The 13,825-nt window shown below is 59.6% G+C and carries 9 protein-coding genes; 5 read left to right on the forward strand and 4 right to left on the reverse strand.

The features are described from left to right. Positions 1–30: 30 nt before the first annotated feature. Positions 31–576 carry a translation initiation factor IF-3 gene (gene infC / locus Q4D83_RS11730; protein WP_303175542.1) on the reverse strand — a complete coding sequence of 182 codons (546 nt, stop codon included), beginning with the start codon at positions 574–576 and terminating at the stop codon, positions 31–33. 377 nt (positions 577–953) lie between these two features. Here infC and Q4D83_RS11735 point away from each other — a divergent pair, with 377 nt between their 5' ends. After that, positions 954–2,798 carry a hypothetical protein gene (locus tag Q4D83_RS11735; RefSeq protein ID WP_303175497.1) on the forward strand — a complete coding sequence of 615 codons (1,845 nt, stop codon included), beginning with the start codon at positions 954–956 and terminating at the stop codon, positions 2,796–2,798. Then, on the forward strand, positions 2,795–4,402 hold the full coding sequence (locus Q4D83_RS11740) for a hypothetical protein (protein ID WP_303175498.1): 1,608 nt from the start codon (positions 2,795–2,797) through the stop codon (positions 4,400–4,402). The genes Q4D83_RS11735 and Q4D83_RS11740 overlap by 4 nt, the downstream gene beginning before the upstream one ends. On the opposite strand, the gene uvrA is transcribed toward Q4D83_RS11740, so the two are convergent. Beyond that, complete coding sequence (uvrA, locus tag Q4D83_RS11745; protein ID WP_303175499.1) at positions 4,399–7,263, reverse strand: excinuclease ABC subunit UvrA; 2,865 nt, start codon at positions 7,261–7,263, stop codon at positions 4,399–4,401. The two genes, Q4D83_RS11740 and uvrA, sit on opposite strands and share 4 nt — an antisense overlap. 70 nt (positions 7,264–7,333) lie before the next feature. Here uvrA and Q4D83_RS11750 point away from each other — a divergent pair, with 70 nt between their 5' ends. The 3 genes from Q4D83_RS11750 (at position 7,334) to Q4D83_RS11760 (ending at position 11,212) form a co-directional block, all read left to right on the forward strand. Next, a complete protein-coding gene (locus Q4D83_RS11750) occupies positions 7,334–7,933 on the forward strand; it encodes an MBL fold metallo-hydrolase (RefSeq protein ID WP_303175500.1) in 600 nt (199 codons plus the stop codon). A gap of 98 nt (positions 7,934–8,031) precedes the next feature. After that, positions 8,032–8,883 carry a DoxX family protein gene (locus tag Q4D83_RS11755; RefSeq protein ID WP_303175501.1) on the forward strand — a complete coding sequence of 284 codons (852 nt, stop codon included), beginning with the start codon at positions 8,032–8,034 and terminating at the stop codon, positions 8,881–8,883. Between the two features lie 121 nt (positions 8,884–9,004). Continuing rightward, positions 9,005–11,212, forward strand: a complete 2,208-nt coding sequence (locus tag Q4D83_RS11760; protein ID WP_303175502.1) for a UvrD-helicase domain-containing protein — start codon at positions 9,005–9,007, stop codon at positions 11,210–11,212. A 3-nt stretch (positions 11,213–11,215) separates the two neighbouring features. Here the strand turns inward: Q4D83_RS11760 and Q4D83_RS11765 are convergent, their stop codons facing one another. Both Q4D83_RS11765 and uvrB read right to left on the reverse strand, forming a co-directional pair. Next, positions 11,216–11,656 (reverse strand): universal stress protein, encoded by a 441-nt coding sequence (locus Q4D83_RS11765; RefSeq protein ID WP_303175503.1) that lies wholly within the window; start codon positions 11,654–11,656, stop codon positions 11,216–11,218. A 77-nt stretch (positions 11,657–11,733) separates the two neighbouring features. Further along, on the reverse strand, positions 11,734–13,821 hold the full coding sequence (gene uvrB / locus Q4D83_RS11770) for an excinuclease ABC subunit UvrB (protein WP_303175504.1): 2,088 nt from the start codon (positions 13,819–13,821) through the stop codon (positions 11,734–11,736). Positions 13,822–13,825: the final 4 nt, after the last annotated feature.

Raw genomic sequence — 13,825 nt, forward strand, 5'->3', positions numbered from 1 at the left:
TGTCCTTGAAACTTGAAACTTATGAGGTATTTACTTCTTGCCTTTGCGCAACGGACCAATGACCATCGTCATATTTCGCCCGTCTTGCTTGGCCTTCGTCTCTACGACGCCGAATTCAGCGACGTCCTGCGCGAGTCGGTCCAGAAGACGGAAACCGAGTTCGGGGCGCGATTGCTCACGGCCACGGAACATAATGGTGACCTTGACCTTGGAGCCCTTCTCCAGGAACCGGATCACATTACCCTTCTTCGTCTCATAGTCGTGATCGTCGATCTTGGGACGAAGCTTTTGCTCCTTGACCACAGTCTGTTGCTGGTTCTTTCGAGCCTCGCGCGCTTTCTGCGCGGCCTCATACTTGAACTTTCCGTAATCCATGATCTTGCAGACCGGGGGCTTTGCGTTCGGGGCGACCTCTACGAGGTCGAGGTCTGCATCGTATGCGAGCTTGCGAGCATCCTCGATACGGACGATGCCAACTTGCTCACCACCCGGGCCAACGAGGCGAACCTCGGGGACACGGATACGCTCATTAATGCGAGCTTCAGCGCTGATGGGTACTCCTAAGTCGCAGCGAATGGGTAATGTGTATACCGCACCGCAACCGGTTGCCCGCTCCCCCAACACACAACTAAAACCCGTTCACTGCAAGCGAACGGGAGATCTCCGTGGGCATTGCCGCGACACGCGCGGGAAATGCTTGTTGTTACCATGATCCAGTCAGTTTCCTGACGGCCTCTGGTGGGAGGGACCTCCACTTGCGGCCTTTGCGCACACACAGGGTTGCGCGTACACAAAGGCGGTAGTGGTGAAAACGTAACACACATGAAACTCAAGCACAAAATTAAGGCCCCAACATAGGTAGACACCCTCAATGTTGCGCCCCCAAAAACAACTGCCAGGACACGGATATTCGAACCCACATGGTGCCTAATAAGAACCTAGAATAGTGACTTATGAAACACTGGGAAGCTGAGCGCACGCCCCCTGCAACGGCGCGGCGTGCGACCATTCCACTGCCAGAATTCGGGCCGCGAGCAACCCACACGGTTGAGCTTCATCGCGAGCCTGCCATTCTTCTCACGCCCCCGGCACCAATTCCACACCCGGCGCCTTCCGGCACCCTCGGCCAACCCGATTCCCGCCTCTCGACGCCCTCCCCTGCCGCGCCGCGGCCGCAGTGGAAAGTACCAACAATCCCCTGGTGGGACAAAGAGCAGTTGATTTTGCGGGCCTTGGCATCGTCGGGCGGACTGTCAATTCTCATCGGCGCAGTGCTGCTGGTGATCCGCTTCCCCGAGCTGTTTTCGTTCACCCCTCCGGTGCGGGTGATGCTCGCCTCCGTGCTCGGGTTGCTCTTGTTGGCTTTGGCTGTGTGGCTGCGCCGCAAGCAGGCGCATTCGACTGTGGTGGGAGCCCCATTTGTCGCCTCCGCCGGGATTCTTTCGAGCATGCCGTTGATCTCCACGTTCTATTACACGTGGGTCGCGGAATGGCTGTGTTTGCTCCTACTACTCGTGGTGATCGCGTGCTATCTTGCCTTATCGCGGCGCTGGAGCGAACAGTATTTCGCGCTACTCGTGGGCTGCATCTTCGCCTTAGCCGCGCTGGTGTTTAACTCTTCCAGCTCCATTGGGTTCTGGCTCCCGGGCGCACTTGCGGGCATCGGCCTCGTGTTTGTAAGCCGCGGAAACAATTGGCGCACCGCCCAGTGGACCGGCGGACTCCTCTCCCTGTTCGGAATTTTGTTCGGTGACCGTCTTGCCATGTCGCTTGACGCCGTGCACCCGATGCAATTCGGCAACGGGATCGCGGCGGCAATCGCCTTGGTGTGCATCACGCACTTAGACCGCGCGATCAGCCGCCCCATCTACGTTATCAATGGGTTGATCGTCGCCTCCGCCATGTTGGCTACCCTTGCCGCCAGTGCGGCAAACGCCACGCAAAGCTGGATTTGCGTGGCACTGGCCGGCGCGTGGGTCGCGTTCGGGCACCTAAAGGAAAAACTCGCAACATACTATTGCACCACCGTGGCGTTAGTGTGGTTGCCGGTGCTGTTTATCGGTGTTGTGCTGAACGCCTCGGAGACGAGCATCATCAAGGGCCACATGGTGCCGTGGGTGTTCCTGCTGGTATTCGCCGCCGCGATCGCATGGGTTTCCGAACAGCGGGAGCATTGGTCAGTGTGGGCGGCGTGGTCGCTGGTCTCGCTCTACATGGTTTCCCCCATGCACAGTTCCGTACTGCTGAAACGGCCGTTGTGGCTCACATCAGCGAACTCTGTGACCATTGCAATCCTGCTATTCGTGGTGTTGGCGGTGGGGTTTATGCACCGTCGTGCAATCCTGCGATTGCCGAATTGGGCGGCGCTGCTCATCGCACTGTTGGGTTTGCACTATTCCACCCTCGGCGTGGTAACTACGACGACCTTTATCGGTGCCGCGATTGGCGGGGACCCGACCATGTGGTTGGGCTACCTGATTGGGCACGCGTTGATCTCCATCAGCTGGATCGCAGCGTCCGGTTGGATCCTGCTTGGACACACGAAGCTATCCTCCCGCGCCGCCCTTGGTGTGGGCATCACACTATCCATCGCGGGCACCGTTAAACTTGTGTTCTTTGATATGGCCACCCTCACCGGTGTTCCCCGCATCGCGGCGTTCCTGATCTCCGGCATCGTGCTGTTTATCATCGCAACGCGCCGCGGAAAAATGCTCGACAATGCTCACGGCCCGGTTGGCTCCCCCACGCCCCAACCAACCGGTGAACCGCATACTTCAACGCCTCGGGAGCGAACATGACTCAGCAACACCCCCACTACGACGCGAAACCGACCGTGAACGCCGCTGGACGGGGCGTCGATACGCCCGCGCCCGAACCACCCTGGTGGGCGAACGAACGTCGGGTAATCCAGTTGCTGGCAATTTTCGGCGCGGTGATTACCATCGTGGGCGCTGGCTACCTGGTGTCGCTGGTCGCCGACCTGGACTACATCACTCCGGCAATGCGCGTGGGCGCGGCCGTCCTGCTCGGCGCGGTGCTGCTCGCGGCGGGGCTGGTACTGCATCGACGAGGGGTGCTGCCGATTGTCAGCAGCGGCATCCTGATAACGTCGGCCGTAACATTCGCCTTTGTCTTATACGCCGTGATGTTTATCTATCATTGGTCACCGCCGCGGATTACCATGACGGTATTCGCACTGATAGTCGCCGGATTTTTCGCCGTTACCCGAATGTGGAACGCCCCGAACACCGCGATTTGGCTGGGATATATTTTTAGCGTCTTTTTCATTCAATACGCGCATTCAACGAGCGAGTTTTTGTTTGTTCCTGGTGGGATCATTGGCGTGTTTATGTATGCCGCCGGCTTCCGTCATCGCAGCTGGACCAACCCGCGGTACCATGCGTGCGCAATCGTCGGTCTTGGCCTGCTGGCGGCGGAGCTTCCCACCACCACCAACAATAGTTTTAGTGCGACGTTTATTCTGGTGACTGCCGCAGCGGTGGTGCTCCTCGCGACATGGGATCACACCCACACCCCGCGGACGTGGCTGTATTGCTCGGGCGTGTTCCCCGCAGTGATGATTGGGGTGAGCTGGGTTGTCGCCAGGGACCACCTCTGGCTGTTGTGGGTGAGCTTTGCGCTGTGCGTGGGTTGGGTAGCGCTGACTTACTTCGTCCCAAACCGCCAGCTTCCGCAAACGGCCTACATTCACATCATCGCCTGGTGCGTTACCGCTACCGCTTTGGTTGCGATTTTCGCCCTGGATACCCAACGCACGGTGGCGACTGTGGTCACCGTCATGGGGTTGGCGTTCACCCTGTATTGGTTTACCATCCACCGGCTTTCAGAAATCGTGTGGGGTTGGTGGGTTACTGTCGTCCTGATTGTCACGATCCCCATCGCCGCCTCGGCAGCATTGCCGAATAACCACTTCTACCCCGCCTGGCAGGAAGCACTCGTTGCCGTAGTAATATTCGGCTACCTGGCCGTCACCGCATGGCGCGCCCGAGCGGTAGCTCAACTACCAGTGTGGGTGCGGTACTGCGTGCTGCTGCTGGCGTTGCATCTGCAAGTGCTTGCGGTAGCGGTCTTAGGCAAAACCCTCGCCGGTAGTTATGGTTTCAACACCGCACACGCACTCAGCACCATCGCGTGGGTTGCGGTAGGTGCTTGGCTCATTGCGTGGCCGACACGTATTCCGCATCCGTGGAGTATCAAACTCGCGGCCGTAATGATCGTCGCCGCTGGGGTGAAAATGATCAACGTGGATGGTACCGTCCTGCCACTGCTCCTTTCCTCAGTGGAGTACTTGTGTATAGGCGCGTTGCTGCTGATAGCGGCCGCGCGGCGCAGTAAACAAGCCCACAAACCTGCAACCGCGCCAAACGGCTCACCCCGCTAAACCCCAGGCGCGGGGAGCAGCTCCCGCAAAAACATCCCGGTGTATGAACCGGATACCTGAGCGACATCTTCCGGGGTGCCGGCCGCGACAACGGTGCCGCCGCCGGCGCCGCCCTCGGGGCCCATATCAATAATCCAGTCCGCTGCCTTGATCACGTCAAGGTTATGCTCGATGATCAACACGCTGTTGCCTTTATCCACAAGGCCTTGAATCACCAGCATGAGCTTCCGAATGTCTTCAAAATGCAGGCCCGTTGTCGGCTCGTCCAAGATGTAAATCGTGCGGCCGTTAGAACGTTTGTGTAGCTCTGAGGCAAGTTTCACGCGTTGCGCTTCGCCGCCAGACAATGTGGTTGCGGATTGCCCGAGGCGCACATACCCCAAACCCACCTCCACCAAGGTGTTTAAGTACCGGTGAATCGAGGAGATCGGGGCGAAAAACTCTGCCGCCTCACCGATGGACATGTCCAATACCTCAGCGATGGTCTTGCCCTTGTACAGCACTTCGAGGGTCTCTCGGTTATAGCGCGCGCCGCCGCACACCTCACACGGCACATACACATCCGGCAGGAAGTTCATTTCAATTTTCAATGTGCCATCGCCGTGGCAGGCTTCACACCGCCCACCCTTCACGTTGAAGGAAAACCGCCCCGGCTTGTAGCCACGCACTTTCGCTTCGGTCGTTTCCGCAAACAACGTCCGGATCTTATCGAATACGCCGGTATAGGTGGCGGGGTTTGAGCGCGGCGTGCGCCCAATCGGGGATTGATCCACCTGCACAAGTTTGTCGAGGTGTCCCACGCCTTCCACGCGTTTGGCTTTCCCCGGCACCTGACGCGACCTATTCAACTTGTTCGCTAGGACTTTTGCCAAGATTTGGTTGATCAGCGTGGACTTGCCGGAGCCGGACACGCCTGTGATACAGCACAACACGCCGAGCGGAATATCCACATCCACGTCCTGCAAATTATTTTCCCGCGCACCAACAACGCGGAGTTGCCGGTCCTGGTCCACTGGCCGCCGGGAATCCGGCACGCCGAGGGTCTTTCGGCCGGAAAGATAGTCACCAGTGATGGAGTTTTCGCACGCGTCGATGCCGCTGGGCGGCCCCTGGTAGACCACCTCGCCACCATATTCACCGGCGCGGGGGCCAATGTCCACGAGCCAGTCCGCGGCTTTAATCGTGTCCTCATCGTGTTCAACCACGATGAGCGTATTTCCAATATCACGCAGGTGCTCAAGCGTGGAAATCAGGCGTTGGTTATCCCGCTGGTGCAGGCCGATCGAAGGCTCGTCGAGCACATACAGCACACCCGCCAGCCCGGACCCAATTTGGGTAGCCAAGCGAATGCGCTGTGCTTCGCCGCCGGAGAGCGTTCCCGCAGCGCGATCCAGCGACAGGTAGTTCAACCCGACGTCGAGGAGGAACTTCAGGCGTGCCTGTACTTCTTTGAGTACGGCACCGGCAATCATCGCTTCGCGGTGACCGAGGGTTAGGGAATCCAAAAACGCGGAGGCTTCCTCCACCGACATGCGGGTCAAACCGGCGATCGATTGTTCGCCATGGCTTTCGGACGCTAACCGGACCGCCAGAATTTCCGGCTTCAGCCGCGAACCCTGGCAAGTAGGGCACGCCACTTCCCGCATGTATGACAATAAGCGTTCTTTTTGCGCATCAGAATCCGTGTTTTCCAGCCGGCGCGTCAGGCTGGGCAGCACCCCTTCAAACGAGGAATTCCAGGTACGGGTTCGACCATAGCGGTTCGTGTATTGCACATTGACTTTCCGCCGTGAGCCGTGCAGGATTGCCTTGCGCTGCGCCGCCGTTAACTCCGAAAACGGCGTGTTCACGTCAAACCCCATGACCGCCGCGAAACCAACGAGCAGCTTCTGGTAGTAGCCTTCCCCCGCGCCGGTCATCCAAGGTTGAATAGCCTCCAGCACGGGCGCATCCGGGTCGGGTATCACCAGGTCAAGATCAACTTCCAGGCGCGTGCCCAAGCCATCGCACGCCGGGCAGGCGCCGTATGGTGAGTTAAACGAAAACGATCGTGGCTCCAGCTCATCCACCCCGAGAGCGTGACCATTGGGGCAGGCGAGTTTTTCGGAAAAGCGGCGGGTGCGATGCGGATGGTCGTCGCTCAGGGTGAGGAAATCCAGCTCCACTACCCCGTCAGCGAGCTGCAATGCGGTTTCGATCGAATCGGTGAGGCGTTGGCGCTGCGTCGGCTTGACCTGCAGGCGATCCACCACCACCTCAATGTCGTGTTTGATTTGCTTTTCCAGGGTGGGTGGCTCGGTGAGTTGGTACACCTCGCCGTCGACTCGCACACGGGCGTATCCCTGCGCGGCGAGATTCGCAAACAGGTCCACGAATTCGCCTTTGCGGGTACGCACCACCGGGGCCAACACTTGGAATTTCAGCCCCTCTTCCATTGCCAAGATCTGGTCCACAATTTGCTGCGGGGTTTGGCGTTCAATGACTGCGTCGCACTCGGGGCAGTGCGCGGTGCCGGCGCGAGCGTACAGCAGACGCAAATAGTCGTACACCTCGGTGATGGTGCCCACCGTGGAGCGCGGATTCCGGTTCGTCGACTTCTGATCGATCGACACTGCGGGCGACAGGCCTTCGATGAAATCCACGTCCGGCTTGTCCATCTGGCCGAGAAATTGGCGCGCATACGAGGACAGGGATTCCACATAGCGGCGCTGCCCTTCAGCGAAGATAGTATCGAACGCCAGCGAGGACTTTCCCGAACCCGACAGACCGGTAAACACCACCATGGTGTCGCGTGGAATATCAATATCCACGCCCTTGAGGTTATGCTCCCGCGCTCCTCGCACAATAAGGCGATCAGCCATGCTTTGGACACCTTTCGTTTTAAACCGCACACACCCGTATCAGCCACGGGGTTTCGCTACGCTGGGCGCTATGACCACCTTGTCGCTTCACCACATATCCGTGTCCGATATGGACAACAATTGCTATCTTCTCACCTGCGGGCAAGAAGCCCTACTTATCGACGCCGCGGACAACGCACCCGCGCTCCTCCAACTCGCCGCCGACCACGGGGCGAAGATCACCACGGTGATCACCACGCACAGCCACGCAGACCACGTGCGTGCCTTGCCTGAAGTCCTGGCTGCGACCAATGCGACGCATATTGCCTCGGCGCTGGACGCGCCCGCATTGCCGTGCCCGGTGGACGTCGAAACGCACGACAACGACACCGTAACCTTTGCGGGGCATGAGTTCCCCGTTCGAATCCTACGTGGGCACACTGACGGCGGGATGGCAATCGCCGTTGAAATCAACGGTAAAACTCACCTTTTTGTTGGGGACAGTTTATTCCCCGGCGGCGTCGGTAAGACAAATTCACCGGCGAAATTCACCCAGCTCCTCGACGATGTTACCGAGCGAATTTTCGAATGTTATCCCGACGATGCCATCGTACACCCAGGGCACGGAAAGCCTACCACGCTGGGCCAGGAGCGTCCGCACCTTGCGCAGTGGCGGGAACGGGGCTGGTAAATGGGTGTTTGCCTAGGGCATTTTCGGCAGCGGAGTCGCGGAAGTTTCCGTAGACTCGTAGGCGCCTCATCCGCGAAACTTAAAGGAGCTTTACAGCAATGATCCGTAAGCTTGCACGTCCCATGCTGGCGTCCGTGTATGTCGCCGATGGTGTAGACACCCTCATCAATACAGACGAACACGTTGAGGGTACGCAGGCCGTGATCAATCACGCCCGCACTGTCCTGCCGTACGAATACGCCCGCCAGATTCCGCGCGACCCTGAATTGGTGGCGCGTTCCGTGGGTGCGACGAAGGTCGTGGCCGGCTCGCTGCTCGCATTGGGCAAGCTTCCCCGCCTGTCCGCCGGTGTGCTCGCACTCGTTTCGGTACCCACCATTTTGGCCCGCCACGCGTTCTGGGAAACCCAATCCCCGGAGGAAAAGAAAGCCCGCCGCGCCGGGTTCACCACCAGCGTCGCCCTGCTCGGTGGCCTGATCATCGCGTCCGCAGACACCGCCGGCAAACCGGGGTTAAAGTGGCGTGCCAGCCGCGCCGCCAAGGACGCCAACAAGGCGATTCAGCAGGCACTGCCCACAAAGTCCGAAACTGAAAAGTTCGCGGATTCCGCCCAGGAAACCGCCTCCGCGCTGGCGTCGAGTACCCGCAATTTCCTCGGGGAAGCCGCTGGCACCGTCGGCGGATACGCGGACCAGGCGCGCGAATACGTGGAAGACAACAAGGACGATTGGTTGGAGCGCGCGCAGCACCACGCCGCCGCGGCCCGCAATGGCTTGGTCAAGGCTGCCGCCGCTACCCAGGCTCGCGCCGACGAACTCTCCGCGCAGGCCGAAACCTACGCTGGGCGAAAGTCCAAGAAGTTGAAGAAGTCCGCCGCCGTGTACCAAAAGCGCGCGGATAAGGCGCTGGCTCGGGCCCAAAAGAAGCTGACCAAGAAGTTCGACATTTAGTCCTCGCGGGCTGCCGCAAGACACGCCGCCGTGCTCCCGCTACTAGCGGGGTGGGCGGCACATAGGGCACACTAGTGGGCCGAACACTTCACCGGTTTCCACGAGCAGAAGGTGCCCTCCCATGAACGATGTTGCCACGACGGAAATCGCCGCCGAACAGAAGTACGTTCATTCGCTCTTCGCGCGGCTTGATGCTGAAGTGCAGCGCTCCCACGAGCGGCTTGCGGCGGTGATGCTGCGGGTGGATCGGGCTAACCCCGACGCCGAAGCGCTGGTAGAACGCGAGGCCGAATACCACGCACTGAACGCCAAGCTCGACCGGTTGAATCTGGCGCAACTTGGGTTGGTGTTTGGGCGTATCGACGTCGCGGCTGACGAAGTGGAGAACCCCGTCCCCGGCCGCCCAGACCTTGACCGTCGCTACATCGGCCGCATGGGACTCGACGCGCGGGAGGACAATTACCGCACGTTGCTGCTGGATTGGCGCGCCCCGATGGCGCGGCCGTTTTATCTTGCCACCACCCTGCACCCCGAGGGCGTAGAAACCCGCCGCCACATACGAACAAAAGGACGGTTGGTGGTTGGGGTTGACGATGAGCATCTCGGCGGGCACACCACCGTTGTCGAGCGCGCCGACGTAAGCAGCGAATCCGCCTTGTTCCGGGCGCTGGAGGCTGCCCGCACCGGTTTTATGTCCGATATCGTGGAAACCATCCAACGCGAGCAGGACGAGATCATCCGCGACACCACTCGCGGCGTCATGGTGGTAGAGGGTGGTCCTGGTACCGGCAAAACGGCCGTGGCTCTGCACCGCGTTGCGTATCTGCTCTACACGTGGCGGGAGCAATTGGCCAAAACCGGTGTGCTGATCATCGGCCCCAACGCCACATTTTTGGACTATATTTCCCGCGTGCTCCCCGAGCTCGGCGAAACCGGCGTCGTGCTGTCCACCATTGGCGAACTCTACCCTGGCGTGCGCGGCGTCGCCGAGGAATCGCTGCTCACCCGGGAAATCAAAGGTAGCGAGGAGATGGCACACATCCTCAACCAAGCCGTCAAGGCCTACCAAACGTTGCCGGAGCAACCCATCGAACTGCGCGTGGATGGCATCGCACTGCGCATCGACGCCGCCATGGTGAAAAAGTCTCGCACCCGTGCGCGCCGGGCCCGCCAACCACACAACCGCGCCCGCGCAGTGTTTCGCGAACATATGCTGGAGCAGCTGGCCAACCAGCTGGCCGACACCATTGGTGCGGATCCGCTGGGCGGCGGCAACCTACTCTCCGGTGGCGATGTGGCCCAATTGCACGAAGACCTCGCCGAAGAGGCGCAAATCCGCGCTGCGCTCGATTCCTTCTGGCCACACTTGGAGCCCCGCCAAGTGCTCACCGAGCTGCTCGAATCCCCCGCCCGAATCGAGGTTGCGGCGGCTGAATACGATGAGGAAACCAAGGCTGCATTATTGCGGGAATCCGGTGCGCCGTGGGCTCCCTCCGACGCCGCATTGCTCGACGAACTCGCCGTACTTATCGGCGTTGCCGACCCGCAGGAAGCGCAAGCGGAGGCTGATCGCCAGTGGCAGGAACAAGTCGCCGAAGCACAGGGGGCGTTGGACATTCTCACCGGCTCCGCCTCCCAAGACTTAGACGATGGGTTCGACGCGGAAATTTTGATGGCCCATGACGTCATCGACGCCGAAACCCTCGCGGCCCGCCAACGCACGCGCGATGTGCGTTCCACCGCGGAACGCGCCCAGGCGGATCACACATGGGCGTATGGGCATGTGGTTGTGGACGAAGCCCAAGAACTCTCCCCCATGGAATGGCGTATGGTGATGCGCCGCTGCCCGTCGCGCTGGATGACCATCGTGGGCGACACCGCACAAACAAGTTCCCCCGCAGGTGTGGACAGCTGGGCCGACACGCTCGCACCATATGTGAAACAGCGCTTCCGCAGGCACCAGCTCACCGTCAACTACCGCACGCCCGTGGAAATCATGGAGGTGGCGCTTAACCTCTTACCGACGGTCGCACCAGACCAGCAGCCAAGCACCTCCATCCGCCGCACCAACCGTGCCGTGAATTTCCTCGACGAACATGCTAGCGCTGAGCAGATCGCCGCAACGCTGAAAGCCGCCGAGCCGGACAGGCTCACCCACATCATCAACGCCACCAACGTCAGCGATGTGAAGGGCCTCGAATACGACCACGTCATCGTGGAACACCCGGCCAACATTGTGGATCGCTCCCCCCAAGGGTGGCAGGACCTCTACGTAGCGTTGACTCGCGCGACGCAATCACTGACCGTGATCGGCGACATCCCAGCGTAAGTGTTAGCTCACGGTGTGAACGATCATGACGTCGCACTGCGATTGGCGCGCCACATCCGCCGGCACCGAACCAAGCAGGCGGCCCGTAAGGGAATTGATGCCACGGTTGCCCACCACAAGCAGGTCCGCTTGGTTCTCATTGACAATACTCATGAGGGCTTCCACAGGGGTGCCCGGCTTGATGCAGGTTTCAATGTTCTTTGCCCCAGCAGCCTGCGCGGCAGTCATCGCTGTTTCCAGATTCTTCTGAGCAGGATCATCACCCAACACCGTCACCGAATCCTGGCGCAGCGTCTTAGAAGCGTCTTCCTTGGTTTCGTAATAGGCGCAGCCGATAATCAACGTGGCGTCGAAAGCACCTGCGATTGCGGCAGCGCGCTCCACAGCGAGCAGAGAGGACTTAGAACCGTCCGTGCCGACGACAATCTTTTTGTAATCGCTCATGATGAACCTTCCCGATGGGTCGTTGTAAACCGCTCATATCCTAGCACCGAACAAGCGAGACGAACGCCCCTTTGGCGCTAGATTCCCGCGGCTCGCATACCGCGAAGCTCCTTCTTCAGATCAGCAATCTCATCACGCAGGCGTCCTGCCAGCTCAAACTTCAATTCCCGAGCTGCCGCCCCCATCTGAGCAGTAAGCTCATCAATGAGTTTCTGCACTTGATCCTGTGGCATATCGCTAACATCTGGGCGCTCCACCACCGCGACATCACCAGCCGCATCAGCAGGCACATCTTCGTACACTTGATCGAGGATGTCGGCGATTTTCTTACGCAGCGGCTGCGGATCAATCCCGTGCTCCTCGTTGTAGGCAATCTGGCGCGCCCGCCGCCGATTCGTCTCATCAATCGCCTGCTGCATCGAATCGGTGATCGTATCGGCATACATGTGTACCTCGCCGCCGACGTTTCGGGCTGCTCGGCCAATCGTCTGAATGAGCGAACGCGTGGAGCGCAAAAAGCCTTCCTTATCGGCATCCAAAATCGACACCAGGGACACCTCCGGAAGGTCCAAGCCCTCGCGCAACAGGTTAATGCCAACCAGCACGTCGTATTCGCCAAGCCGCAACTGGCGCAGCAATTCCACGCGCTGCAAGGTATCAATATCGGAATGCAAGTACCGCACGCGCACCCCATGCTCGAGCAGGTAATCGGTGAGATCTTCCGCCATCTTCTTCGTCAGCGTCGTTACCAGCACACGTTCGTTTTGGTCCGTGCGCTGGCGGATCTCCCCGATCAAATCGTCAATCTGCCCAGCGGTAGGTTTCACCACCACCTTCGGGTCGACCAGCCCAGTGGGTCGAATCACCTGCTCCACAAACTCGCCACCGCTGGCAGCCATTTCGTAATCGCCGGGCGTAGCCGACATGTACACGCATTGGCCTTTTCGATCATCGAACTCCTGCCAAGTCAACGGGCGGTTATCCAAAGCTGATGGCAACCGGAATCCGAAATCCACCAGATTGCGCTTTCGCGATGCGTCACCCTCGTACATACCGCCGATCTGCGGCACAGTCACGTGAGACTCGTCAATGATCGTCAGGAAATCCTCTGGGAAGTAATCAATCAGGGTGGCTGGCGCGGAGCCGGCGGCGCGGCCGTCGATATGCCGCGAATAGTTCTCAATACCGGAACAAAAACCCACCTGTTCGATCATTTCTAGGTCGTATTCGGTGCGCATGCGCAACCGCTGCGCCTCCAGCAACTTCCCGCGGTTTTCCAAATCCGCGAGCCGTTCGGCAAGCTCCTCCTTAATGGCAGCCACCGCTTTTTCCATGCGTTCCGGGCCCGCAACATAATGCGTTGCAGGGAAAATCCTCACCTCGTCGGCCTGCCGGATCACATCCCCCGTCAGGGGATGAATGTAATACAACGAGTCAATCTCATCGCCAAAAAATTCGACACGAACAGCGAGTTCCTCATACGCCGGGATGATGTCAACGGTGTCCCCTTTCACGCGGAACGTACCGCGGGTAAACGCGACGTCGTTACGCCCGTATTGGATGTCCACGAGCAGGCGCAAAAACCGGTCACGCTCAATCTCTTCCCCCACCTGCAACACAACGGAACGATCCAAATAGGACTGGGGCGTGCCCAAGCCGTAAATGCAGGACACTGAACTCACCACCACCACATCGCGACGCGAAAGTAGATTCGACGTTGCGGAGTGGCGGAGACGCTCCACATCCTCATTGATCGAGGAATCCTTTTCAATGTACGTATCCGTCTGCGCGATGTACGCCTCCGGCTGGTAGTAGTCGTAATAGCTCACGAAGTACTCCACGGAGTTGTTCGGCAACAACTGGCGCAGCTCGTTGGCAAGCTGCGCCGCCAGCGTCTTATTCGGCGCCATCACCAATGTGGGGCGCTGCACTTGCTCAATTAACCAGGCTGCGGTGGCGGATTTGCCGGTGCCGGTGGCGCCCATCAGCACGATGTCGCGCTCCCCCCGATTGATGCGTTCCGTAAGTTCCTTAATCGCCGCTGGCTGGTCGCCCGCGGGCTGATAGTCAGAAACAACTTCGAATATTTTTTCGGTGCGCTCGATTTCGCCGACGGGACGGAACTCGGAGACGGACAGTACCGGATGCTCAGCAGCAAAAGCCATGCCT

The organism is Corynebacterium sp. (assembly GCF_030532715.1).
Taxonomy (GTDB): domain Bacteria; phylum Actinomycetota; class Actinomycetes; order Mycobacteriales; family Mycobacteriaceae; genus Corynebacterium.